The organism is Brevundimonas sp. AJA228-03 (assembly GCF_017795885.1).
GTDB lineage: Bacteria > Pseudomonadota > Alphaproteobacteria > Caulobacterales > Caulobacteraceae > Brevundimonas.
On sequence record NZ_CP059297.1, the window covers coordinates 2416368 to 2441601 of the forward strand.

A 25234-nucleotide genomic window follows, 5' to 3' on the forward strand; every position below is an offset into this window, starting at 1 on the left:
GACGGACCGGCGCAAGATTTGGCTGGCTGTGGATCGAGCGGGACCACAACGCGTCTGCTGTTCGAACTCGGTTGTTACGAGATTGTTCGTCAGCCAGATCCACGTCCAAGACGTATCGCGGGTAGTCCGTTCGGCCGACGCTTACTTGCAGATCACCTGTTTGGCCTTCTCATGCGCGTCTCTGACCGGGTAATAGCGCTCAGCAATCTCGCCGAGTTTTTCGTTGTTCTCGACGTCCTCAACCATTTGCTGGAAGGCGACGCCGAGGGCGATCCCGGTCATGATCAGTTGATCGGCCGTCTCCGCGACATCGGCCGGATCATTCGGCCCGATCAGGTAGCCGTTCCAAGACGAGCCATCGTCCGCTATCCGCATGTGACGGCGGAGCGACCGACCCGATGGATGCGCTGCGTCGTTCGATATGACACGATAGAGCAAATACATTCTGTTCAGGGGGCCTTGCTCGGCCAACTTGTCGATGGAGAGATTCTGAACCCTCCCGAACTCCTTGATCCGTTCCTCCAGCTTCTCGATATCGTGGGCGATCCCATGTTTCATGATTACCTTCGCCTGACCCTTTTTGGCGGCGTCCATGTCCTCAATGAGCATGGCTTTGACGGTCTCGTAGTTGTCATGGAGACCCGCCATGACCAGCGCCGTTTCGAGGAAGGACCGCAGGAGCGTCCGCGCCTCGACGACCATCCCACGTTCCAGCAAGATCGCCGCACCTTGGAGGTGACCGTTCGCCCGATGCAGGACGAGAAGCGACAGAGGGAGTTTGTCGAAGGGTGATCCTTTGACAGTGTCGCAAGCCTTGATCGCAGTGATCTGGAGCGACCGGATCACTTCGTTCAGCAAGCCAAACCACTCGGCGTTGGTCGATATCAGATCGGCGATGCTCTCGCGGGTTTCATCAGACGCGAAACCCATCTCGACGAACTTGGTCATTGAGCGCTCCGTCCTTCGCTGTCGTCACATCAGCATACCCGACAATTGGTCCTATTTCAGATGGACACGCTTCACAGCCTCAAGCGGTGAACATCCGATTTGGGTCGATCCCCAGACCTCAGACCCGCCCCCCTAGCGTCGCCCAGACCAGTCTCAGTCGCTTGAGCGCCTCGGCCTCCTCGCGGTGCCTCAGAGCAGTGTGGGCGACGGCGGGAAAGGCTGCGGGCGGGAGGGATCTGAGCGCGCGGTTGGCGTCAGGCCGCAGGGTGCCGGCAGCCTCGCTCCGGCCGGTCTGGAGCAGGCCCCACACCCGCCCCGCCGCCACCACCCCGGCCTCATGCCCCGGGCCCGCCAGCACCCGTACGGCCACCTGCATCGGCCCGACGTAGAAGGCGTCGAGATCGTGCGGCTCGCCGTGCACACGGCCGATATGGGCCTCGATCAGGGCGTCGAACGGCGCGCGATCCAGACCGTGGCGGCCCACGAGGCCGGTCAGAGCCTCCAGCACCGGATGGCCCTTGCGCGCTACCCCGGCCCATACGCCATCGAGCTGTTCGCGCCACCAGGCATAGCGCATCTCGGCCAGCAGGGGCTGGGTGACCCGCGTCGGGATGGCCATCAGCTCGGCCTCGAAGGCGTACAGGGCGATCAGCTCGGCCCGGGCCTGCGGATCGGACACGAACCGGCTGGACAGCCAGCGATCCGGATCGGCCGCCCGGACCTGGGCGTCCAGACTGTCCGCGACCTCAGCCAAACAGGGTCTGGTACATCGCCATGGAGGTCAGCATGGGCAGGCTGAGCAGCAGATTGGTGCGGCTGGCCAGCATGGCCACGCGGGCGGCCCTGGCCTTCGTCGCATCATCGACGACGACGATGCCCAGGGCCCGCTTCTGGTTCGGCCAGATGATGCCCCAGACGTTGAGGAACATGACGATGGCCAGCCAGACGCCGACACCCATCAGGGCAAAGCCCTGATCGCCCTCGACCAGCCCGCCGGCGAAACCGAAGCTCAGCACCTCGGCTGAATAGAGGTGACCCTTCAGCCCCATCACGGCCAGGCCGGCGATCACCGTGCCCAGCGCGGCCCAGCGGAACCAGAACAGGGCCTCGGGCGCGATGTGTTTCGACACGGCGGGCTTCAGCTCGGCCGGAATGTTCGGCATGACCCGGATCTGGACGAAGTTGAAATAATACAGCAGCCCGATCCACAGGATGCCCAACCCGACGTGGGCCCAGCGCGCCACGGACTGCCAGAAGGTCAGGGCGTCGACGTCCGAAACGCGCGCGAAAGCAAAGATCATGATCGCTGCCAACACCAGGCTGAGCAGGATGGTGGTGCGAAAGTTCGAAAGCAGATTGGCCAACGGTGTACCCCCCAAGGCATGAATCAATGCGGCGACCCTACCCTAATGAGCGACCGACGCCAGAACCCGCAACCCCTTGCCGACGGGGTTCGAGTGGAGAGAGTGAGAAAAAGTGACGCCTGCTTCTCCAACCCGGGCTGCGGATCGGCGACGTCGCAGCTCTCCTGAACCATGGACACGTCAAAATCGGTCGTCAGGGCCTCGACGCCATCCCCAGCTTGACCGGCTTGGCGTCCTCGGCGATCTCGCCGCGCTTCACGCCCCACAACAGGATGATCGGCGCGCCGACGAACACGGACGAATAGGTGCCGACCACGATCCCGAACATCAGCGCCACCGAGAAGCCGAACAGGGCCTCTCCGCCGAGGAAGGCCAGGGCCGCCAGAACCATGACCGCCGTGAAGCCGGTGATGACGGTTCGCGAGATGGTCTCGTTGACCGACAGGTCGATGACCTCCCGGAGTGGCATGCTCTTGTACTTTCTCAGGTTTTCCCGGAGGCGGTCGAAGACCACGACTGTGTCGTTCATCGAATAACCGATGACGGTCAGGATGGCGGCCACCATGTTCAGGCTGAACTCCAGACGCAGGAGCACGATCAGGCCGAACACCAGAATGACGTCGTGCAGCAGACCCGCCACGGCCCCGAAGCCGAACTGCGGCTCGAACCGGAACCAGATATAGGCGAACATCAGCACGATGGCGGAGGCGAGGGCCAGCAGTCCGGAGGTGAACAGCTCGCCCGAAACCTTGGACCCCACGATGCTGACACCGGAATAGGTGACCTGCCCCACCGCCTCCGTCATGGCCGTCTCGACCTGCCGGACCACGGCGGCCTGGTCCTGGCCGTCGGGAATCTGGAAGCGGACGATGGCGGTCGAGCCGTCGTCGACATTGGTGTCCCGACGGGCGATGCCCTGCACCTGGACGTCACCCAGGCCGATCTCGCCGACCGATTCCCGCAACCGATCGAGCTGCAGCGACTGTCCGGCCGGCTTGGCCACCTCCATCGAGGCCCCGCCCCGGAAGTCGATGCCCAGGTTCAGGCCGGGATAGAAGACGCTGATCAGCGAGGCCACGACCAGAACGGTCGACAGAATCGCCGCGTATTTGGCGAAGGAGACGAAACGCAGGTTCGTCTTCACCGGAATGATCTTGATAAGGGGCCACCAGGACATCGCCATCACTCCGCGATCGGCAGTTTCTTGGGTCTGGCCGTCTTGAGCCAGTAGGCGAGCAGAACCTGGGCGACCAGCACCGAGGCAAACACCGAGGTGAACACCCCGATGGTCAGGGTCCAGGCGAAGCCGCGCACGGGGCCGGCCCCGAAGATGAACATGATCAGGGCCGCCACCAGGGTCGTCAGGTTGGCGTCAAGGATCGTACCCCAGGCCTTGTTGAACCCGGCGTCCATCGAGGCGATGACCGACCGGCCGGCCCGCGCCTCGTCCCGCATGCGCTCATAGATCAGCACATTGGCGTCCACGGCCACGGCGAAGGTCAGGATCAGACCCGCGATACCGGGCAGGGTCAGGGTCGCCTGGGTCAAGGACATGGCCGCGATGATCAGGATGCCGTTCAGCACCAGTCCGATCACCGAGATGCCGCCGAACAGAAAGCCATAGGCCAGCAGCATGAAGACGACGATGATGATGAAGCCGATGATGGTCGAGATGGCACCGGCCTGAACGGCGTCGGCGCCGAGTTCGGCGGTCACGGTGCGGCGTTCCTCGACCTTCAGCGGCGCGGGCAGCGCCCCGCCGTTCAGCAGGTTCACCAGCTCGGACGCCGAGGCGATGGTGAAGTTGCCCTCGATGATGCCGGACCCGCCCAGGATCGCGCTGTTGATCGTCGGGGCCGAGATCACCTTGCCGTCGAGGATGATGGCGAAGGGCTTGCCGATGTTGGCTGCGGTCGCCTCCCCGAAGCGGCGCGCGCCCTGGCCGTCGAAACGGAAGCCGATGGCGGGTCGGCCGCTCTGGTCGGCGCTGACCTCGGCCTTGGTCAGGTTCTCGCCCGAGACGAGGACCCGCTTCTTGACCAGATAGGGCGTCTGCCCGTCGTCGCCGACCAGCAGCTGGGCATCCGGCGGCACGCGACCGGCGAGAGCGTCCTGGACCGAGTTTTCGGTATCCACCATCTGGAACGTCAGCTGGGCCGTCTGGCCGATGACGCGTTCCAGCGCGGCGGGGTCGCTCTCGCCCGGGGCCTGGACCACGATGCGTTCCGCGCCCTGGCGGGTGATCGAAGGCTCGCGCGTGCCCAGGCTGTCGATGCGGCGGCGAACGACCTCGATGGACTGGTCCACCGCCGTCGCGCCCATGCTGTCGAGGGTCGCCCGGGTAAAGGCCAGACGCACCCGGCCGTCAGACAGCCGCGTCGCCGCCCGCTCCGCCGCGCCGTTCGGCCCCGGTGCCCCGACCAGTTTACGCAGTTCCTCCAGTGCCGCCTCGGATCGCGACGGATCGGCCAGGGTCACCAGGGCCCCGCCGGGCTCGCGCGCGATCTGGTTGGTGGCGATGCCGGCCTCGCGCAGGGACACGCGGACGTCCTCGATCAGGTTGTCGATCCGCTTGGTGCGCATCGCGTCCACGTCGACTTCCAGCAGCAGATAGGATCCGCCCTGCAGGTCCAGCCCCAGGTTCAGCGCGTTCTTCGGCATGAAGCCGGGCAGCGACGCGCGCTGGGCGGGCGTCAGCACGTTCGGCAGGGCCAGCAGCACGCCGAACACCAGCGCGATGATGAGAACGATGACTTTCCAGCGGGACAGCTGAATCATGGACGCGATTTCCGGTTCAGCGGTCGGGGATCAGGACTTGGCGACGGCCTTGGGGGCAGGTTTTGCGTCGTTGGCGGCGATGGCGGTGCGATTGCGCACCTCGGCGATCATGGCCTTGACCACGCGGACGTTGACCGACGGCGCGATCTCCATATTGACCTCGGCCTCTTCCACCCGCGTCACCTTGCCGATCAGGCCCGACGACAGGACGATGGTGTCGCCGCGCTTGACCGCGGCGATCAGCGCCTGATGCTCCTTGGCGCGCTTCTGCTGCGGACGGATCAGCAGGAAGTAGAACAGCACGAAGATGGCGACGAAGGGCAGGAACTGCACGATGAGGGCCACAGGGCCGCCGTCAGCGGTAGGTGTCATAGATCATTCCCCGACGCGGGCAGGCCTCAGTCGGGCGCCCTTTGAAAACAAGGCGCGATACCTAGGGCCGAGCCTCCCACAATGCAACGCCGCTAGCGGGGCAGCACCGTCAGCGGATCGATCGCCACCGGCACGTCGCCCTGCATGCGCCGGGTTTCGTAGTGGATCGAGGGTCGGCCGTCGCCGGCCGTCAGGCCCACGGTGCCGATCTGCTGGCCCGCGCGGACGTCCGCCCCGTCGTCAACGGTCGCCGAGCCCAGATGGCCATAGACCGTGCGCCAGCCGTCGCGGTGGACGATCAGGACCGTCAGCCCCTGCCCCACGAGATCGCCGACATAGGCCACGCGCCCGTCGGCGGACGCGACCACGGTCGCTCCGGCCGAGGCCCCGATATTGATGCCGTTGTTACGCTCGCCCATGCCGACCGGCCCGAACCGGCGCACGATCTCGCCCCGCACCGGCCACTGCATCGCGACCGAGGTGCCGACGGGCGCAGTGCCCACCTGACCCGCGGACGCGGGCTGGCGCGGGGGCGGCGGCGCGGCCGGATTGCCCGAGGGCGGCGGAGGCGGCGGCGGCACGACACCGTTCTCGGGCACCATCACGCCTCTGGGGGCGGGCCCGGTCGCATAGGGGTCCGGTCCGGTATCGACGGCGCTGTCGGGCAGGATGATCTCCCGGCCGACCGTGATCGCGCCGCGCGGCCCCAGGCCGTTCAGGTCGATCAGGGTCTGTACCGGCGTCTGGAACCGGCGTCCGATGCCCGAGATCGTGTCGCCGCTGCGGATCGTATAGGCGGCCCCGGCGCTGGTCGTCACCGGCGCGCCGGGCGGTTGATCGGCGGGCGGGGGCGGCGGCGGCTCATAGGCCGGAGGCGGCGGATAGCTGCCGCCGTTCAGGTTTCCGGTCGTCGTGCCGGCCGATGACGGCGGCGGCAGCGCCCCGCCCTCGATGGTCTCATAGGGCACGGTCGCGGGCGGCGGGGCCTCGTAGGGCGGCGGCTCGACGGCAGGGGCCTGGGGCTGGCCCCCCGGCTGTCCCGATGCGGCGCCTGTGCCGTATCCCGACATCGGTCGGGTCGAATAGCGCGGCTCGGCCGGATAGCTGGCGCACGCCGTCGTCGCCAACGCCCCGCCCAGCAGCAGCATCGCCGTCAGCCCATTCAAAACCCGCATGGAACCCCTCTCCGAAACACACCGCCCTGTGCCTCGCACACAAACCGGCAAACAGCACGAAAGTTGGGCGGAGTGGTTAATGGAAGTGAGGGATTAGGGATTAGGGATTGGGGATTAGGAGCAGGGATCAGGAGCAGGGATCAGGAGAAAAAGAGTTCGGCACCAATGCGAGACATGGCCGCCCCAATCCCTAATCCCTAATCCCTAATCCCTAATCCCTAATCCCTAATCCCTAATCCCTAATCCCTAATCCCCATTCCCTACTGCCTCCCCTCACCCCTCCTTCGCCGTCCCCTCGACCAGGGGCACGAACCGGACCTCGCACAGGCTTTCGCGCCGGAACGATCCGTCGGCCTGGCCGGAATAGCGATGCAGCATCTGCACCGATGTGCGACCCACCGGGCAGACCAGCACGCCGCCGGGCTTCAGCTGTTTCAGCAGTTCGGTCGGCTCGGTCGGCGAGGCGGCCGTGACCATGATCCGGTCGAACGGAGCCTGCTCCGGCCAGCCCAGGCCGCCGTCGGAATGGCGGGTGATGACATTGTCGATCTCCAGCGTCCGCAGCCGGCCTTCCGCCTCGACCAGCAGGCTGCGATAGCGTTCGACCGAATAGACATAGCGCGCCAGGCGGCTCAGCACCGCGCACTGGTATCCACTGCCGGTGCCGATCTCCAGCACCCGGTGGCGGGCCTGGACGTCCAGCGCCTGGGTCATCAGCCCGACGATATAGGGCTGGGAGATCGTCTGGGCGCAGTCGATCGGCAGGGCCTGATCCTCCCACGCCTGATCGAGGAATTTCTCATGCACGAACACGGCGCGGTCGATGGATTCCATCGCCGCCAGCACACCGGGGTCCGTCACCCCCTGCTGGCGCAGCGACAGGATCAGCCGCCCGGCGCGGTCGTCGTGGAGGTTCATCTGGGCGGCACCCCGCCCAGCACGCCCTTCAGATCGTGGACGCTGGGCCTGTGGGTCAGGTCGATGTGCAGCGGCGTGACGCTGATCTTTCCGTCGTCCATCGCCCGCAGGTCGGTGCCCGGCGCGTGGTCCTGTTTCGTGCCGCGAAAGCTCATCCAGTAGTAGTCGCGGCCGCGCAGATCGGTGCGTTTGACGGCGTGCATCTCTCCCGCCTGACGAAAGCCCTGCACGGTCACCTCGACCTCGGTCACGTCCCCGGGCGGACGGGCGGGGAAGTTCAGGTTCATCACCACCCCGGCCTCCCAGCTCTGGGTCAGCAGGCGGCTGATGATGGCGGGGGCGAAGGCTTCCGCGGTTTCCCAATGGGCGGTGACCTCGTCGTGAAACCGCTCCAGCGACTGGCTCAGGGCGATGGAGCGGATGCCGAAAGCCATGCCCTGCAGCGCCCCCGCGACCGTGCCGGAATAGGAGCAGTCCTCGCCCACATTGTGCCCCCGGTTAACGCCCGACAGCACCAGATCGGGCCGCTCGGGCATCAGGTCATTGACCGCCAGCACGACGCAGTCCGTCGGCGTCCCCGTGACCGAGAACCGCCTGTCGCCGAACCGGTTGACCCGCAGCGGCTCGGTCAGGGTGATCCCCCGCCCCTTGCCCGACTGCTCCTCCTGCGGGGCGACGATCCAGACATCATTCTCTGGGCTACCGCGCTTCGCGCTACTTGAGCCCGGGTCGCCGCCCAGGGTCCGGGCGATCCGTTCGAGACACGCCAGCCCCTCGGCCTCGATCCCGTCGTCGTTGGTCAGGAGGATTCTCATGCGACTTCCCTCTCCCGCAGGGAGAGGGCTTGAGGCTCGCGGAGCGCAGCGATGCGCAAAGCCGAAAGGGTGAGGGGTTTCGCCCTCACCGGTTCGCACCGTAACCCCTCACCCTTTCGCACAAGGACGCCGCTGCGCGCCGTGTGCTCAAGCCCTCTCCCGCCGGGAGAGGGATCATCCGCCGACATGCGTGACCCCGCCCATATACGGCACCAGGGCCGCCGGGACCGCGATCCGGCCGCCTTCGTCCTGATAGTTTTCCATGATCGCCACCAGGGTGCGACCGACCGCGAGGCCACTGCCGTTCAGGGTGTGGACGAACTCCGGCTTGCCGCCCGCCGCCCGCTTGAACCGCGCATCCATACGCCGCGCCTGGAAGTCCCCGCAGTTGGAGACCGAGCTGATCTCGCGATAGGTCCCTTGGCTGGGCAGCCAGACCTCCAGGTCGAAGGTCTTCTTCGCCGAAAAGCCCATGTCGCCCTTGCACAGCAGCATCCGGCGATACGGCAGCTCCAGCCGCTTCAGCACCGCCTCGGCACAAGTCGTCATCCGCTCGTGCTCGGCGTCGGAGTCCTCGGGCCGGGTGATGGAGACCAGCTCGACCTTGTGGAACTGGTGCTGGCGGATCAGCCCGCGCGTATCCCGCCCCGCCGACCCCGCCTCGGCCCGGAAACAGGGCGTCAGGGCGGTCAGCCGCAGCGGCAGTTCCTCCTCCGGCGTGATCTGCTCACGCACGAGGTTGGTCAGGGAGACTTCGGCGGTGGGGATGAGGTAAAGTCGATGAGATGTGGCTGATTTCAGCTCATTAGCAGTGTTGAACTTCGACCTAATTTCGGCTCGGTTCCATCGGAACGCTTTGTCCATGTTTGCGGGGTCACTGAGCCATTCCAAGAAAAAGACCATGCGTTCTTGATCGGTCAGGCCATACGGTTCCTCGTAGTCTAGGTCACTTGGATTGGGATGAGCCAATAGGGCATTCAGAATTGCTAGTATCGGCGGAGCGACATTCGTTAGGTCAGTTGGATCGATCGCTTCAAACGACGTCTTGAAGAGGTCATCCTCAAACTTCGGCAACTGCCCAGTCCCGAACATCGCCTCATCGCGCACCAGAAAGGGTGGATTGACCTCCAGATAGCCGTGCTCGGTCGTCTGCAGGTCCAGCATGAACTGCCCGATCGCCCGCTCCAGCCTGGCGAGGCCGCCCTTCAGCACCGCGAATCGAGCGCCCGACATCCGCGCCGCGGCCTCGAAGTCGAGCAGCCCCAGCGCCTCGCCGAGATCGGCATGGTTTTTCGCGGGCTTCAGCCAAGCAGCGCGGGTCGCCGTCACTTCGCCCCAGACCGACACCTCGACGTTGCCGTCCTCGTCGGTGCCGTCCGGCACATCGGCGGCGGCGAGGTTCTTCTGCGCCGCCAGCAGGTCGCGCAAGGCCCTGCCCTTCTCCGCCTCGACGGCCTCCGCCGCCGCGATCTCGCCCTTCAGCCCCTCGACCTCGGCCTTCAGCCGGTCGGCCTCGGCCATGTCCTTCCTGCCCATGGCGGCGCCGATCAGCTTCGAGGCCGCATTGCGCCGGGCCAGGGCGTCCTGCCCGGCCGTCTGGGCGGCCCGCAGGTCGGTATCCAAGGCCAGAATCTGATCGACCAGGCCTTTCGCCTCCTCATGCGAGAAGCCCCGCGCCGACCAGCCCGCCACAAAGGCTTCGGGAGTCTCTCGGATGGCGCGGATGTCATGCATGGCGGGCGGTCTTTGCAGGCGTCGGGAAAGGGGGATGCTCTAGCGGGCGTCGCCGATCGTATCCAGTCCTTCCCTCTCCCGGAGGGAGAGGGCTTGAGGTTCGGAGAGCGCAGCGATCCGCAACCCGAAAGGGTGAGGGGTTATGCCCTCACCGGTTCGCACCGTAAGCCCTCACCCTTTCGCACAGGAACGACGCTGCGCGTCGTGTGCTCAAGCCCTCTCCCCCCGGGAGAGGGAAGCGTTATCATGCCTCATGACCCTGCACGCCCCCTACGACCCGTCCAACATTTTCGCGAAGATCCTCCGCGGCGAGATCCCCGCCGTGAAGGTCTGGGAGGACGATGCCGTTCTCGTCTTCATGGACGTCTTCCCCCAGTCCGAGGGCCATGTCCTGGTGATCTCGAAGACCTCGCAGGCCCGCAACCTGCTGGAGGTCGAGCCGGAGACCCTGGCCGCCCTGACCGCCGCGACCCGGCGCACCGCGGCCGCCGTGGTGAAGGCCCTGTCGCCCGACGGCTTTTCCATCATGCAGTTCAACGGCGAGGCCGGCGGCCAGACCGTCTTCCACCTGCATTTCCACATCATCCCCCGCTGGACGGACCGCCCGCTGAAGGGCCATGGTCAGGCCGGGATGGCCGACATGGACGCGCTGAAGGCGACGGCCGAACGGATCCGGGCGGCGCTTGCCTAGGGTCTGTACCCAATTGAGTTGATCTGGCTGTTGTGATTCAAGCTTCTGAGGAGGCTTGAATCATGGCGGATCATTTCTGGTTGTCGGACGCGCAGTGGGCTGTGATCGAGCCGCACATCCCCAAGGTCTATACGGGCAAGCGGCGGGTGGATGATCGCCGGGTGATCTCGGGTATCGTTCATCGGCTGCGCGAGGGGTGTCGCTGGCGCGCTCTTCCGGACGTCTATGGGCCCTATACGACGGTGTTCAACCGTTACAATCGCTGGAGCAAGCGAGGTCTGTGGCAGCGGATCCTGGCGTCGCTCGGCGAGGCGGCCGACCCGCCGGTGACGGCCATGATCGACTCGACCTCGGTCAAGGCGCACCGCTCGGCGGCGGGCGCAAAAGGGGGGGCTCAGCTCACGCCATAGGCCGGTCGCGCGGCGGTCGGACGACCAAGGTCCACATGCTGGTGGACGAGACGGGCAGGCCTCGCGTCGTTCAACTCGCCCGGCCAGGCCTCCGACATCGTGGCCGCCCACGACCTGATCGTCGCCAGCCGACCCAGCCTGCACCTGCTCGCAGACAGGGCCTACGACGGCGACGCCCTGCGTCGAATGCTGATCGAACGCGGCACGACACCCGTGATCCCGAACAAGATCAATCGCGTGAACCGACACCCGTTCGACGCCACAGCCTACAGGCTCAGAAACGCCGTCGAACGCGCCTTCTGCCGCCTCAAGGACTTCCGCGCCATCGCCACCCGATACGACAAGACCGCCAGGAACTACCTCGCAGGCCTCTGCATCGTCGCCGCCATCACACTCTGGGCCAAATGAGTCCGGACCCTAGCTCTCGTCATCCTCCGGCAAGCCGCGCCTTCGCGGCGCAGACCGGGGGACGCAGCGGCGCCGAAGGCGATCTGTTCACGCAGGATGTCGAAACGTCTGGTTCGCGACAGGTTCGCGCTCTCGCGCGCCGCTGCGTCCCCCGGTCTCGCTGCGCTCGCCGGAGGATGACGGGGGTTCAGAACGACCGTCACCAGCGCCAGCCTGACCACAGGCGGGATGCAGGAGGTCTCCGGCATGGCGTTTCATCGCTTGCGCGCCGTGGCCCACGCCCGCTAAACGACGCCCTCGTTGCGTGGCCGGCTTAGCTCAGTTGGTAGAGCGCCAGTTTTGTAAACTGGATGTCGCGGGTTCGATTCCTGCAGCCGGCACCAGCGTCACGCGGACGCCCACGGCGGCACCGGCAGGCCCTTGCCGGCCAGGAATTCCGCATTGAACAGCCGGGACGCATAGCGCGAGCCCGGGTCGCACAGGATGGTGACGATCGTCTTGCCCGGCCCCAGCTGGCGCGCCAGCCGCACCGCCCCGGCGATGTTCACCCCCGCCGATCCGCCCAGCGACAACCCTTCATGGACCACCAGGTCGAACAGCAGGGGCAGGAATTCGGCGTCCTCGATGCGATAGGCGTGGTCGGGCGTGAAGCCAGCCAGATTGCCGGTGATCCGCGCCACGCCGATGCCCTCGGTGATCGACGACCCCTCGGCCGTCATCTCGCCGCGGGTGAACCAGTTGAACAGCGCCGCGCCCGCCGGGTCCGCCAGCGCGACCTGGACCGCCGGATCACGCGCCTTCAGATAGGTCCCCGCCCCGACGATCGTGCCGCCCGACCCCACCGCGCTGACGAAGCCGTCGATGCGCCCGCCGGTCTGGTCCCAGATCTCGGGGCCCGTGCCGGTGTAGTGGGCGTCGCGGTTGGCGGTGTTGTCGAACTGGTTGGCCCAGATTGCGCCGTTCGGTTCCGACACATTCAGTTCCTGCGCCAGGCGCCCGGAATAGTGGACGAAATGGTTCGGGCTGGAGAAGGGCGCGGCATCCACCTCGATCAGCCGGGCCCCCAGGGCCCGGATTGCGGACTTCTTTTCCTCGGACTGGGTGCGGGGAATGACGATCACTACCGGATGGCCCAGCGCCGCCCCGACCAGGGCGAGCCCGATGCCGGTGTTGCCCGCCGTCCCCTCCACGATGGTGCCGCCCGGCTTCAGCGAGCCGTCGGCCCGCGCCGTCCGGACGATCGACAGGGCCGCCCGGTCCTTGACCGACCCGCCGGGGTTCATGAACTCGGCCTTGCCCAGAATCTCGCAGCCGGTCTGTTCCGACAGGCGGTTCAGCCGGATCAGCGGCGTGTAGCCGATGAGATCGATGACGGACGTCGCGGGCATGGAACCTCTTGAAGGCGGGGTGTTCGACAGGGTGAAGTGGACGCCCGGACTTGTCCACGCCTGCTCCCCTGCCCCGCCTGCGATCCGGCCGCCCCGATCCCGATTGTCTTCCGCGTGCCGATAGGATTTCTAGGGGCATGGCCAGACCCCTGCTTCCCCTCAACGCCCTGCGCGCCTTTGAAAGCGCCGCCCGGCACCTGAACTTCACCCGCGCCGCCGACGAACTGTCCGTCACGCCCGGTGCCGTCAGCCAGCAGATCCGCCTTCTGGAGGACACCGTGGGTGGCCCCCTGTTCCGGCGGGAGGCGAAGGGCCTGCAGATCACCGACCTGGGCCGGGCCGCCGCGCCTCTGCTGCGCGAAGGCTTCGAGCGGTTGATGGACGCCTCGGCCCTGCTGCGCGAGCCGCCCCGGCGCCGGCAGATCTCGGTCAGCGTGGCACCCAGCTTCGCCGCCAAATGGCTGATGCCCCGCATGGACGACTTCCACGCCGCCCACCCGGAGATCGAGGTGTGGATTTCCGCCGACATGGAGCCGGCCGACCTTACCGAGGGCGCCGCAGACCTCGCCGTCCGCTACGGCCCCGGCAACTACGGCGGCCATGTCTCGCAGTTGCTGATGACGGAGACGGTCCTGCCGGTCTGCGCCCCGCGTCTGATGACGGGCGATCGCCCCATCCGCTCGCCCGGCGACCTGGCCCACCACACCCTGCTGCACGACGTCTCGTCCGACGCCGACCCGAGCCGTCCGGACTGGCCCATGTGGCTGAAGGCGCGAAAGGTCCGCCACCCCGATCCGCGCCGGGGCTCGCGCTACAACCAGTCCAGCCTGCTGATCGAGGCGGCCATCGCCGGTCGCGGCGTCGCCCTGGCCAAGCGCACCCTGGCCCAGGCGGACCTGGCCTCCGGTCGCCTGGTGGCCCCCTTTGCCGACGGGTCCGAGGCGGTCGGTTTCGCCTATCACGTCGTCATGCCGCGCGACCGCCCCGCCTCCGCCAGCGCCCTGGCCTTCGTGACCTGGCTGAAGCGCCAGGCGGTCGATCATGATAACAACATGGATCCGCTGTAGCGTTCCCTCGTCATCGCACGGCTCCCGATCGTCCGGACTTCCATGCTCGAGCGCACCATCAACAAGCTGGGCCATCGCATCGGCGCGCGGGGCGGGCGCACGCGCGCGGCCATCCTCGATGCCACCCGGCGCCTGCTGGAACGCCGGCACCTGGGCGAGCTGCGCGTCGCCGACGTCGCGGCCGAGGCCGGAGTATCTCCGTCGAATTTCTACACCTATTTCAAGACGGTGGAGGAACCTGTTCTGGCCCTGTGCGAGGCGGCGGCCGTCGATTTCCAGCCCCTGTCGCGCCATCTGGACGGCGACTGGTCGGCCGAGCAGGCCTTCTCTGCCGCCCGTGCCTATGTCGTCGATGTGCTGATGATCTGGCGCGACCACGGCCCGGTCCTGCGCATCGAGCATATGCTGGCCGACAAGGGCGAGGCGGGGTTCGTCGAGGCCCGCGTGCGACGCCTGCGCCGCGTGCACCTGTCGCTGGAACGCCGCATCGCCGTGGCGCACGCCACCGGCTATCACGCGCCCGGTCTCGATCCGCGCCTGGCCTCCTATGAGGTCGCCAACCTGGTGGAGTCGGTCGCTGCGGGGTTCGAGCTGATGCGGCGTGGGGACACCCCGTCCGACGCCATCCTCGACACGACGGCCCATATCGTCGTGAAACTGGTCACGGGGCGCTGAGAACTCACTCCCTCCCCCTCGGGGCAGGGAGACGGTTCAACGGATCACCCCCAGGGGGCCGTAAAGCCAGGTCAGCCAGACGCCGATGGCCAGGAGGGTCCCGAACGGCAGCCGGTCGGCACCGCTGACACTCCGCCGGGTGATCAGCAGCGTCAGAACCACGCTGAAACCGGCCGCGCAGGCCCACAGCAGCACGGTGGGCAGGCCGAACCAGCCGACCCAGGCCCCGGCCCCGGCGAACAGGATCGGATCGCCGCCGCCAAGCCCGTCGCGCTTTCGGATCTGCCGGTAGAGGGCGGCCAGCCCCCAGAGGAACCCGAACCCGAAGGCCGCACCGATCAGGGACGCGACCGGCCAGCCCTGCGCGATGACCGCCGCCCCGATCAGACCGGTCGCGATCAGCGGCAGGGTCAGTTCGTCCGGCAGCCAGAAATTCTCCGCATCGATCAGGGCGATCAGCAGCAACTGCCAGCCGAGCACCGCCGTGGCTGCGACCATGACCCACCCGGCCCCGGCCCCGGACAGCCCGGCCCAGACCCCGATCGCCGCCGCCCCGCACTCGATCAGCAGATAGCGCGGCGACACTGCCGCTCCGCACATCGCGCACCGCCCGCGCTGCACCAGCCAGCTGACCACCGGCACCAGATGCCAGGCCTTCAGCGGGGCCTCGCAACTCATGCAGTGCGACCGGCCGAAGACGATGTCCTCATCCCGCGGCATGCGCACCGTCACGGCGGCGATGAAGCTGCCGATGATCAGGCCGAGCAGGCCCATCAGGATGGCGATGACGACGGCTGCGGACATGGATCCCGCTTAGCCCGGTTCGGGCCTCAGCCGCCACCCAGGGCGACGGCGGCGTGATAGGTCACGAAGGCCGCGCCATAGGCCAGGGCGAACATGTAGGCGATCATCACCCACATCCATTTCCAGCTGTTCAGCTCGCGCTTCACCACCCCCAGCGTCGCTACGCACTGGGGCGCGAAGACATACCAGGCCAGGAAGCTCAGGCCCGTCGCCAGCGACCACTGCGCCGACAGCGTCGCGCCCAGCAGGCTTCCCGCCGCCTCCGGATCGCCGATGGCATAGACGGTGCCGAGCGCCGCCACCGCAACCTCGCGCGCCGCCATGCCGGGCACCAGGGCCACGACCATCTGCCAGTTGAAGCCGATCGGCGCGAACAGCGGCTCCAGCGCATGACCGATCATGCCGGCGAACGACCAGTCGATCGCCGGGCCGACGGCCCCCTCGGGCGGATAGGGGAAGGTCGACAGGGCCCAGACCACGATCATCAAGGGCAGGATGATCCTGGCCGCCCGCGCCATGAAGATGCGCGCCCGGATCCACAGATTGATCGCCACCGACTTCACGTCCGGCGCCTTGTAGGCCGGCAGCTCCATCATGAAGGGCTCCACCGCCCCTCTCCAGAACACCTTGCGGATGACGAAGGAGACCAGAAGCGCGCTGACGATGCCCGTCGCATAGAGGCCGAACATCACCAGCCCCTGCAGGTTGGCGAAGCCCCAGACCGTCTCGTTCGGAATGAAGGCGGCGATGATCAGCGTATAGACCGGGATGCGGGCCGAGCAGGTCATCAGCGGCGCCACCAGGATGGTCGTCAGCCGGTCGCGCTTCGAATCGATCACCCGCGCCGCCATGATCCCCGGAATGGCGCAGGCAAAGCTGGACAGCAGCGGAATGAAGGCCCGCCCGTGCAGGCCCGCGCCACCCATGATTCGGTCCATCAGGAAGGCCGCCCGGGCCATATAGCCGAAGTCCTCCAGCACGATGATGAACAGGAACAGGATCAGGATCTGGGGCAGGAAGACCAGCACCGATCCGACGCCGGCGATGACGCCATCGACCAGCAGGCTCTGCACCAAGGGCCAGACCGGCCCGGTGTCGGGAACGACGGATGCGACACCGACGCCCAGCCCGCCGAAGCCCGCCTCGATCCCGTCCATCAGCGGCGTGGCCCAGGTGAAGACCGCCTGGAACATGACGAACAGCAGCACCATCAGGATGGCCAGCCCGGCCACGGGATGCAGCAGCACACCGTCGATCCTGCCGGTCAGGGTGTCGGGTCGCTCGGGCGGGCGCACGCAGTCGCGCATGATCTGCTCGGCGCGGCGGTGCGCACTGCGCAGGGCCTCGGCGTCCGGCGCGGTCCAGCCATCGCCGGCCGACGACCAGCCCGGCCCGGCGGCCGTCTCGATGCCCTCCACCAGTTCGGCGATGCCGCGCTTTCGCGTCGCCACGGTGGTGAAGACCGGAACGTCCAGCGCACGCGACAGTCGCTCCAGATCGATCCGCAGACCCTGGCGCTGGGCGATGTCGTACATGTTGAGGGCCAGCACCATCGGCCGACCGACGGCCTTCAGCTCCAGGATCAGCCGCAGAACCAGTCGCAGGTTGGTCGCATCGGCCACGGCGACGATGACGTCGGGCACGGCCTCGCCCTGTAACCGGCCCAGCACGGCGTCGCGGGTGACCTCCTCGTCGGGACTGCGGGCGCGCAGGGAATAGGTACCCGGCAGGTCCAGCACCGACATCGACCGGCCCGAAGCGGCCAGCACCCGGCCTTCCTTGCGTTCGACGGTGACGCCGGCGTAGTTGGCGACCTTCTGGTGGGCCCCGGTCAGGGCATTGAACAGCGCGGTCTTGCCCGAGTTGGGATTGCCGACCAGCGCGACCCGGACGGGCCTGACGGCGACGTCCATGCCTACTCGGCGGCTTGAGCGAACAGTTCGATGGTCAGCCCGCGCGCCTCACGGCGACGAAGGGCGACGCGCATGTCGTCCACCTTCAGGGCCATGGGATCCCTGCCGATGGCCCCCTGATGCAGCAGCTGGATCACGGCCCCCTCGACCAGACCCAGTTCCAGCAGGCGGCGTTCCAGCTCGGCCCCGTGCTCGTCGCGGGCATCGGTGCCGACCCGGGTGATGACACCCTTGTCGCCCAGACGCGCTTCGGACAGGGGAATGACGTTGCTCATGACGCTCGCCTTACCGGAGATCATTTGCCTCTCCGTTACTGCGAACGCTTATCAGACGCGTGTGCGGTCCGTCCAGCATTTCGTCACGGAACGGACCGCCTGCGCTATTCCGCCGCCGCCGGAACCGGATCGTTGGCGGTCGCCTCCCGCGCTTCCCACTCCTCGATCTTGCGGGCCGTGTATTCAGGCGACCGGGTGAAGCGGGCCAGGGCGCCGTAGATCACCGGCACCACGAACAGGGTCAGCAGGGTGGAGAACATCGCGCCTGTGAAGATCACCACGCCGATGGTCTGGCGACTGCCCGCACCCGCTCCCTGCCACAGTACCAGAGGCAGGGCACCGAATGCGGTCGCGATCGAGGTCATGATGATCGGGCGCAGCCGCAGGGACGCGCTCTCGATGATCGCCTCGGTGATCGACCGTCCCTGGTCGCGCAGCTGGTTGGCGAACTCCACGATCAGAATGCCGTTCTTGGCGGCGATCCCGATCAGGATGATCAGGCCGATCTGGGAATAGATGTTCAGGCTGGACCCGGCCATGAACAGGCCGAACAGCCCGCCCGCCGCCGCCAGGGGCACCGTCAGCATGATGACCGCCGGCGTGATCCAGCTTTCGAACTGGGCCGCCAGCACCAGGAAGACCAGCAGCAGCGCCAGGGCAAAGGCCCAGGTCACGGCTCCGCCCGCCTCCTGCTGGTCGCGCGCCGCGCCACCATACTGGATATTGACCACGCCGCTCGGCTGCTCCGCGATCTGCATGTTCATGAAGGCGACGGCATCGGCGATGGTGGTGCCGGGGTTCAGGTCGGCCGACAGGGTGATGGCGCGCTGGCGATCCAGTCGCCGACGATCCGGCGTATCGCCGGATGTCCGGGTCGTGACCACGGACGACAGCGGCACCAGCGCGCCCGAGCCGGCGCCGACGTACAGGGTTTCCAGATCGCCCAGAGACGACCGGTCCTCCCGATCCGTCTGCAGGATGACGTCGTATTCCTGGCCGCCACGGATATAGGTCGTGGCCCGTCGCGATCCGAACATCGTCTCCAGGGTCCGGCCGATCTCCTGTGAGGACACGCCCAGGGCCGCTGCCTTTTCGGGATCGACCTCGACCAGCAGGCGCGGGGCGTTCGGCTCATAGTTCAGGCGCGGCCGCGAGAAGCCGGGATTTTCCTGCGCCGCCGCCAGCACGGGCTGCAGCCAGTCGTAGATCTCGCCATATTCGGACCCGGTGACGATCATCTCGATCGAGTTGGAACCGCCGCCCCCGCCACCGCCACCGCCGCGCTGGAAGGCGCCGGGGACCGAGGCGTTGACCTGGGCCCCCGTCTGGCCGCGCAGCTTGCCGTTCAGCTCCTGGGCGATCTCATCGGCTGTCCGGTCCCGCTCGGACCAGTCCTTCAGGATCAGGGACGCATTGCCGGAGTTGAAGCTGCCGCCGCCGAAGCCGGGCGACGAGATCAGATAGCTCTCGACCTCTCCGCCGTTCTTGTACTCGGCCAGGATGGGTTCCAGCCCCAGCACGATCTTGCGGGTGTAGTCGAAGCCGGCCCCTTCCGGCCCCTGCACACGCACCTGGACCCGGCCGCGATCCTCCGGCGGCACCAGTTCGTCGGGCAGGGTCAGGAACATGGTCGCAGCCCCCGCACCGACCAGCAGGATCAGCAAGGATACGCCGACCACCGCGACCCGCTTGCCGACCATCATCCTCAGCGAGTCGGCATAGGAGTTCTTCAGCCCGTCCATCGCCCAGTCGACCTTGCGCGCCAACCAGCCGGACCCGGCGGCGGGCCGCAGGATTTTGGACGCCAGCATCGGCGACAGGCTGAGCGCGAGAAAGGCCGAGAAGGCCACTGCCGCCGCGATGGCCGCCGCCAGCTCCACGAACAGCCGTCCGACGTACCCCGGCAGGAACAGCAGCGGCGCGAACACCGACAGCAGGGTAATGGTCGTGGCGACAACGGCGAAGAACACCTGGCGCGTCCCGCGCTCGGCCGCGACCAGAGGGGGTTCCCCGTGATCCAGCCTGCGCTGGATGTTCTCGACCACCACAATGGCATCATCGACCACCAGGCCGACGGCCAGAACCAGGGCCAGCAGGGTCAGGAGGTTCAGGGAGAAACCCAGCGGGGCGAGGACGATGAAGGTCGACAACAGGCAGATCGGTGCCACGATCGACGGGATCAGCGCCGCGCGCAGGCTGCCGAGGAAGATGAAGTTCACCAGGGCGACCAGCGCCATGGAAATGCCGATGGTGATCCAGACCTCGTCGATGGCATGCGAGGTGAAGACCGAGTTGTCGGACCCCACGACCAGTTCCGTGCCCTCGGGCAGGCTCGGCCGGATTTCGTCGACGAGCGCGGTGACCCCCTTGGAGATTTCAAGGTCGTTCGACTGGGCCTGACGCGTCACGGCCAGACCGATCTGGTCCAGGCCGTTACCGCGGAACAGGCGCCGCGATTCGGCCGGGGCCTCCTCGACCCGGGCGATGTCGCCCAGACGGGTCACATAGGTGGCGCGAGGCTGCAACGCGCCGCTGGCTCCCGATCCGTTGGGGATCGACCCGGTGGAGACCGCGCCGGAGGCACCCGCCGAACCGATCGAGGCCGAGCCGGTCGTGCCGATCGGCAACTGGGCGAAGTCCTGGGCGCGCGCATAGGTGCGGGCCACCCGGACGGTGTAATCCTTGTCGGTCGACTCCAGAGCCCCGGCCGGCAACTCCACATTCTGGGCGCTCAGCGAACTCTCGATGTCGGAGACGGTCAGGCCGCGCGCGCCCATGGCGTCGGAGTCCAGCCAGATGCGCATGGCATAGCGCTGCTCGCCATAGATCTGCGCCTGGGCCACGCCCGGCACGGTCGCCAGCCGGTCCAGCAGATAGCGGTCGGCGTAATCCGTCAGCTCCAGCCGGTTCATCGATGACGACCGCAGGAACAGGATCATGATCGGCTGGCTGTCGGAATCGGCCTTGGAGACTTCCGGCGGCTGGGCCTGGTCGGGCAGACGTCCCTGGACCCGGCTGACCCGGTCGCGCACGTCCGAGGCGGCCACGTCGATATCGCGATCCAGGGCGAACTCGATGGTCACGTTGGACCGGCCGTCCCGACTGGACGAGGTGATCCGCTCGACGCCCTGGATCCCTGCGACCTGCTGCTCGATCGGCTCGGTGATCCGGTTTTCGATCACCTCTGCGGAAGCGCCCGCATAGCTGGTGGAGACCGACACGATCGGCGGATCGACGTCGGGCAGTTCGCGCACCGGCAGGAAGAAGAAGGCCGCCGCCCCGATCACGCACAGCACGATGGCGGCCACGGCCGCCAGCACCGGCCGCCGGACGGAAATGTCGGACAGCATCATCGCACGGCCGCCTGCGGCTGCGCGGCTGTCGTCGGAGCGGCCGCCCCGGCACGCCGGGCTTCGCCCGCACCGCGGACCGTCACCGGCGCATTGGGCTGGATGCGGTTGAGGCCGCCCGCGACGACCCGATCGTTGGCGTTCAGGCCGGAGACGATTTCGACATACCCCCCCTCGACGGCCCCGGTCTCGACTTCGACGCGCTGGGCGGTCGATCCCTTGTCGCCCGCCGCGATGCGATAGACGAAGGCTCCGTCGCCTTCATACTGGACCGCCGCCTCGGGCACCGCCGGCGTGGTGCGCTGACCCTGCTGGATGGCGACACGCATCAGCATGCCCGGTCGAATGCGTCCGCCCGGATTGGGGAACTCGGCGCGAGCCGTGACGGCGCGGGTCGTCTCGTTGATCCGGGTATCCACCAGGGCGATTCGGCCCGAGAACGGCTCGTTGCCATAGGCGTCCGCCGTCGCCGTGATCGACAGACCCGGGCGCAGCACGCCGATGTAGCGTTCCGGCACCGGGAAATCGACGCGGATTACGGTGATGTCGTCCAGGGTGGTGATGACCGCGCCGGGGCTGATCAGCGTGCCCGCCGTCACCGTCGACAGGCCCAGGGTCCCGGCGAAGGGCGCACGGATGACCCGGTCGCCGCGCCGCGCCTCAGCCGCCGACAACGAGGCCCGCGCCGTGTCCAGCGTCGTCTGGGCCAGCTCGGCCGTCACGCGCGGCGCGATCCCGCGCTCTGCCAGGACCCGGAACCGTTCGTACTCCCGTTCGGCCTGAAGGACATTGGCCCGGGCCTGAATGATGCCGGCGTCCTCCTCCCGCGCCTGAAGCTGAACCAGGGGGGTTCCCGCCGCGACCCGCTGCCCATCCGTGAACAGCACCCCGGTGATCAGTTCAGAGGTGTTGGAGGTGACATTGACCGACCGCCGCCCGCGCGCGACGCCCAGCACATTGATCTGGTCGCTGAAGGGGCGCTGGGCGACGACGGCCGCCTCGACCGCCTGCCCCCTGCCGCCCCCGCGACCGCCGCCGCCCGGGCCGCCCGCGCCCGCCTCGTCACCGGCAAAGGCCATGCGCATGACGGCGGCCACGATCATCAGGCCCAGGACCACGGCCGCGGCGACGAGAAAGAAATGACGCTTGATCACGCGGGCACCGACTCCTGAAGACACGTCGGACGACATAGCCGTTCCGCTTGTCGAGGAAACCAAAGAGTTTGTAACGCGAGCCTTTCCGGTTTCCGTCGCGGCATTCCACCACGGGGCTGCCGGGCGTCAGAACCGTCGCCAGACCGCGATCATGGGTCCTTCGCTGACCGGAGTCTCGCGCCCTGTCACGGTCTGACGCCATCCCGCCTGGACGCTCCATGGTCCGAAATCACGCACGACCGAGGTCTCGACCGACAGCCAGCGCGCGCCGTCGTCGTCGGTGACGCCCCCGAAGGCCTGACCCAGCACCATCCAGCCTGCACCGAACCGGCTGCCGATCGTGACATCCGCCCGCGTCTCGTCGGGCAGTCCATCGCGCATCCGCCGTGCGACCTGGAGCTCGGCGAAGGACCGGCCCGGCAAGAGTCGATCGACCCGGCCCCGCCCCTCCCCGAACGACCGCCCGACGGCGGCACGGACCTCCCAGTCCTGATCCCCGACGCCGGGAGCGGCATAGCCCGCGTTTCGTCCCTCACCGGCACGCGCATAGCCCGCATACAGACTGACCGCCGCCCGATCGTCGCGCCAGGCCTGCCAGGTCAGTCCCATCTCGGCCGGCCCGCGTCCCTGATAGTCGAAGAAGGCGTCCTCGCCGGACTGCCAGTCGCCCTTGAACTGCAGCGTCAGCCGGTCCGTGACGCCATACTCGGCGAAGACACCGATGGCCCGATCCTCGCGCGCATCGGGCAGCGCCACGATCTGACCCGACGGACTATATCCGTCCTTCGCCCGCATCACCTCGGCCTTCACGATGACCTGGGCGCGGCCCTTCTTTTGTGTCCAGGCTCCGGCCTCGGCCGACGACGCCACTGCCGCGAGGACCAGACCCGCAAGACAGCGGCTGAACATCAGGCGTCGTAGCCGGGCGACTTCCGGTCCAGCAGGCGCAGGGCCCCCGGCCACGCCAGGCCGGAGACGAAGCCGATCCCCTTGCCCTGTTCCCGGGTCTCGGCCTGTGCGGCTTCGGGGGCCATCAGCACATGCTCGCGGCCGCCGGACAGCGCGGCGATCTGCTGGGCGCAGGCCCGTTCCAGAAAGAACATCCCGACCCAGGCCGCCGCCGCCGTCTGACCCACCGCCAGCGTTCCGTGGTTGCGGAGCAGCATCAGCGGCTTGTCCCCCAGATCCGCCACCAGCCGCTCCCGCTCGTCGTGGTTCAGAGCCAGTCCCTCATAGCCATGATAGGCGACCTGGGGCTGCAGCAGGCAGGCGTTCTGTCCGATCGGCAACAGCCCCTCCGCCTGGGCCGCAACCCCCACGCCCGCCACCGTGTGCAGATGGATGACGAAATGCGCGTCCTCGCGCGCGGCGTGGATGGCCGAATGGATCGTGAAGCCCGCGGGATTGATGAAGCTCTGCGTCTCCTGGACGATCTTGCCCTCCAGATCGACCTTCACCAGGGACGAGGCGGTGATTTCCTCGAAATAGTAGCCGTAGGGGTTGATCAGGAAATGATGCTCCGGCCCCGGCACGCGGGCGGAGATGTGGGTGAAGATCATGTCGTCCCAGCCATGCAGGGCGACCAGCCGGTACAGCGCGGCCAGGTCGACCCGAGCCTGCCATTCCCCGGCCGAGACACGCGACTTGAGGGTTTGTGCGGCACCGTCGGCCATGGCTGACTCCTGATCCTGGGTATCGAGTTTGGGCGGCGACCCTCGCGCCAACCCGGCATGGGGTCAAGACGGAGCCCGTTCAGGCTTGCTTAACCAAGTTTTCACGACCTCAAGGCCAGTCTTGGGGGCGCTCGGATACTCCTCCGACCGGAGCTCACCGTGAACGCTTTGATCCGCCCGCAGTCCCCTCATCCGACCGATGCGGGGACGCTGACCTCGGCGTCGCACCTGCTGGAACTCGCCCGCGGCAGGACCACCGATGACCGTCGTCGTCTCCTGCTGGGCATCGCGGCCCTCTGCGACGCCACGCCGCCGGGAGCCGAGGCTTCGCCCCTGCTCGGCGACATCTTCATGATCATCGCGCGCCAGGCCGAGAGCGATATCCGCAAGGCCCTGTCCGAAAGCCTGGCCTCGGCCGAGTGGGCCCCGCCGGCCCTGATCGCCATGCTGGCCCTCGACGAAATCGAGATCGCGCGGCCCGTCATCGCCGCCAGCCCCCTCCTGAAAGATCAGGACCTTCTGCGCGTCCTGCTCGAAGCGACGATCGAACATCAGATCGAGGTCGCCCGTCGCCCGCATATCAGCGGCAGGGTCGCCGATGCCATCATCGACCGCGGCGACCCGGCCACCCTGACCGCGCTCGCCGGCAATCGCACCGCCCAGGTCAGCGAGGATGCCCTGGCGCGGCTGATCGAACACTCCAGCCGCATCGCCGCCCTGCGTGCGCCCCTGACACGTCACCCGCGCCTGAACGACGCCCTGGCCACACAACTGTATCAATGGGTCGGTCAGGCCCTGCGCGAGGCCATCGGCGAGCGCTTCCGGGTGGACGAGACCAAACTCGCCGCCGCCGTCGACACGGTCATCCGTCCACCCCTGGCCGAGCCCAGGGGCATCGGGAACGACGACGCCGTCGTCGACAGGGAAGAGATGGAGCGCCGCCTGGTCGCCAAGCTGCAAAGCTCCGGGCAACTGCGTGCCGGCTTCCTGATCCGCGCCGTCCGTGAAAGGCGCCTCAGCCTGTTCGAGCATGCGATGACCGCTCTCGGCGGTTTCACCCTTGACCAGGTGCGTGCCGCGATGGTGCGCCCCGGCCCCGATGCCCTGTTCCTGATGTGCGCGGCCGTCGGTATCGACCGGGCGGTCTTCCCCGCTCTGCTGGAGGAAGTCCGTGCGATGAACGACGGTCGGCCCGGCGTCAGCCAATCCGGCGAGCCCGGCCCCATGTCCCTGGCCCCCACCGCCGCAGCGCGAGCGTTCCGGTCGCTGATGGGCCACGTCGGCGGTTGATGCTTCCAAACGCCGTTTGACTTCGACGGTCG

The 25234-nt window shown here is 67.6% G+C and carries 22 protein-coding genes, 1 tRNA gene and 1 pseudogene; 6 read left to right on the plus strand and 18 right to left on the minus strand.

Annotated features, from left to right (window positions below; genetic code table 11):
• Window positions 1-141: 141 nt before the first annotated feature.
• The 10 genes from HZ989_RS12130 to serS all read right to left on the minus strand — a co-directional run bounded on the left by HZ989_RS12130 (window position 142) and on the right by serS (window position 10104).
• A complete protein-coding gene (locus tag HZ989_RS12130) occupies window positions 142-948 on the minus strand; it encodes a DUF5677 domain-containing protein (protein ID WP_209321076.1) in 807 nt (268 codons plus the stop codon).
• A 118-nt stretch (window positions 949-1066) separates the two neighbouring features.
• Entirely contained in the window at window positions 1067-1702 is a 636-nt protein-coding gene (locus tag HZ989_RS12135) for a squalene/phytoene synthase family protein (protein WP_209321077.1), read from the minus strand.
• On the minus strand, window positions 1695-2312 hold the full coding sequence (locus HZ989_RS12140) for a hypothetical protein (protein ID WP_209321078.1): 618 nt from the start codon (window positions 2310-2312) through the stop codon (window positions 1695-1697). Before HZ989_RS12140 ends, HZ989_RS12135 begins: the two co-directional genes overlap by 8 nt.
• 193 nt (window positions 2313-2505) lie before the next feature.
• On the minus strand, window positions 2506-3495 hold the full coding sequence (gene secF, locus HZ989_RS12145; protein ID WP_209321079.1) for a protein translocase subunit SecF: 990 nt from the start codon (window positions 3493-3495) through the stop codon (window positions 2506-2508).
• The gene (gene secD / locus HZ989_RS12150) at window positions 3495-5090 is read right to left on the minus strand and encodes a protein translocase subunit SecD (protein ID WP_209321080.1); all 1596 of its coding nucleotides are present in this window, start codon (window positions 5088-5090) and stop codon (window positions 3495-3497) included. The genes secF and secD overlap by 1 nt, the downstream gene beginning before the upstream one ends.
• Window positions 5091-5120: 30 nt before the next feature.
• A complete protein-coding gene (yajC, locus tag HZ989_RS12155; RefSeq protein WP_209321081.1) occupies window positions 5121-5462 on the minus strand; it encodes a preprotein translocase subunit YajC in 342 nt (113 codons plus the stop codon).
• Between the two features lie 92 nt (window positions 5463-5554).
• Window positions 5555-6637 (minus strand): peptidoglycan DD-metalloendopeptidase family protein, encoded by a 1083-nt coding sequence (locus tag HZ989_RS12160; RefSeq protein WP_209321082.1) that lies wholly within the window; start codon window positions 6635-6637, stop codon window positions 5555-5557.
• A 273-nt stretch (window positions 6638-6910) separates the two neighbouring features.
• A complete protein-coding gene (locus HZ989_RS12165; RefSeq protein ID WP_209321083.1) occupies window positions 6911-7555 on the minus strand; it encodes a protein-L-isoaspartate(D-aspartate) O-methyltransferase in 645 nt (214 codons plus the stop codon).
• Window positions 7552-8370 carry a 5'/3'-nucleotidase SurE gene (surE, locus tag HZ989_RS12170; RefSeq protein WP_209321084.1) on the minus strand — a complete coding sequence of 273 codons (819 nt, stop codon included), beginning with the start codon at window positions 8368-8370 and terminating at the stop codon, window positions 7552-7554. Before surE ends, HZ989_RS12165 begins: the two co-directional genes overlap by 4 nt.
• A 174-nt stretch (window positions 8371-8544) precedes the next feature.
• Window positions 8545-10104 (minus strand): serine--tRNA ligase, encoded by a 1560-nt coding sequence (serS, locus tag HZ989_RS15215; RefSeq protein WP_245162358.1) that lies wholly within the window; start codon window positions 10102-10104, stop codon window positions 8545-8547.
• Window positions 10105-10357: 253 nt separating this feature from the next.
• Here serS and HZ989_RS12185 point away from each other — a divergent pair, with 253 nt between their 5' ends.
• The 3 genes and pseudogenes from HZ989_RS12185 to HZ989_RS12195 all read left to right on the plus strand — a co-directional run bounded on the left by HZ989_RS12185 (window position 10358) and on the right by HZ989_RS12195 (window position 11996).
• Window positions 10358-10795, plus strand: a complete 438-nt coding sequence (locus HZ989_RS12185) for an HIT family protein (protein ID WP_209321085.1) — start codon at window positions 10358-10360, stop codon at window positions 10793-10795.
• A 62-nt stretch (window positions 10796-10857) separates the two neighbouring features.
• A pseudogene (locus HZ989_RS12190) lies at window positions 10858-11613 on the plus strand (IS5 family transposase).
• Between the two features lie 307 nt (window positions 11614-11920).
• Window positions 11921-11996, plus strand: a tRNA-Thr gene (locus tag HZ989_RS12195).
• A 3-nt stretch (window positions 11997-11999) separates the two neighbouring features.
• Here the strand turns inward: HZ989_RS12195 and HZ989_RS12200 are convergent.
• Window positions 12000-13001, minus strand: coding sequence for a cysteine synthase A (locus tag HZ989_RS12200; protein ID WP_209321086.1), 1002 nt, complete (start codon window positions 12999-13001; stop codon window positions 12000-12002).
• 137 nt (window positions 13002-13138) lie between these two features.
• On the opposite strand from HZ989_RS12200, the gene gcvA reads away from it, so the two are divergent.
• Both gcvA and HZ989_RS12210 read left to right on the plus strand, forming a co-directional pair.
• Complete coding sequence (gene gcvA / locus HZ989_RS12205; RefSeq protein ID WP_209321087.1) at window positions 13139-14068, plus strand: transcriptional regulator GcvA; 930 nt, start codon at window positions 13139-13141, stop codon at window positions 14066-14068.
• Between the two features lie 42 nt (window positions 14069-14110).
• Window positions 14111-14743, plus strand: a complete 633-nt coding sequence (locus HZ989_RS12210; protein WP_209321088.1) for a TetR/AcrR family transcriptional regulator — start codon at window positions 14111-14113, stop codon at window positions 14741-14743.
• A 36-nt stretch (window positions 14744-14779) separates the two neighbouring features.
• On the opposite strand, the gene HZ989_RS12215 is transcribed toward HZ989_RS12210, so the two are convergent.
• From HZ989_RS12215 to HZ989_RS12245, 7 genes are all read right to left on the minus strand, one after another.
• On the minus strand, window positions 14780-15547 hold the full coding sequence (locus HZ989_RS12215; RefSeq protein ID WP_209321089.1) for an A24 family peptidase: 768 nt from the start codon (window positions 15545-15547) through the stop codon (window positions 14780-14782).
• Between the two features lie 26 nt (window positions 15548-15573).
• Window positions 15574-17460, minus strand: coding sequence for a ferrous iron transporter B (locus tag HZ989_RS12220; protein WP_209321090.1), 1887 nt, complete (start codon window positions 17458-17460; stop codon window positions 15574-15576).
• 2 nt (window positions 17461-17462) lie between these two features.
• Entirely contained in the window at window positions 17463-17735 is a 273-nt protein-coding gene (locus HZ989_RS12225) for a FeoA family protein (protein ID WP_209323119.1), read from the minus strand.
• Window positions 17736-17839: 104 nt separating this feature from the next.
• The gene (locus tag HZ989_RS12230; protein WP_209323120.1) at window positions 17840-21085 is read right to left on the minus strand and encodes an efflux RND transporter permease subunit; all 3246 of its coding nucleotides are present in this window, start codon (window positions 21083-21085) and stop codon (window positions 17840-17842) included.
• On the minus strand, window positions 21085-22239 hold the full coding sequence (locus tag HZ989_RS12235; RefSeq protein ID WP_209321091.1) for an efflux RND transporter periplasmic adaptor subunit: 1155 nt from the start codon (window positions 22237-22239) through the stop codon (window positions 21085-21087). Before HZ989_RS12235 ends, HZ989_RS12230 begins: the two co-directional genes overlap by 1 nt.
• Window positions 22240-22365: 126 nt before the next feature.
• A complete protein-coding gene (locus HZ989_RS12240) occupies window positions 22366-23148 on the minus strand; it encodes a hypothetical protein (protein ID WP_209321092.1) in 783 nt (260 codons plus the stop codon).
• Window positions 23148-23912, minus strand: coding sequence for a class II aldolase/adducin family protein (locus HZ989_RS12245; RefSeq protein ID WP_209321093.1), 765 nt, complete (start codon window positions 23910-23912; stop codon window positions 23148-23150). The genes HZ989_RS12240 and HZ989_RS12245 overlap by 1 nt, the downstream gene beginning before the upstream one ends.
• A 159-nt stretch (window positions 23913-24071) precedes the next feature.
• Here HZ989_RS12245 and HZ989_RS12250 point away from each other — a divergent pair, with 159 nt between their 5' ends.
• Window positions 24072-25202: a DUF2336 domain-containing protein gene (locus tag HZ989_RS12250; RefSeq protein WP_209321094.1), complete on the plus strand. Its 1131-nt coding sequence runs from the start codon at window positions 24072-24074 to the stop codon at window positions 25200-25202.
• The last annotated feature ends 32 nt before the right edge of the window (window positions 25203-25234 follow it).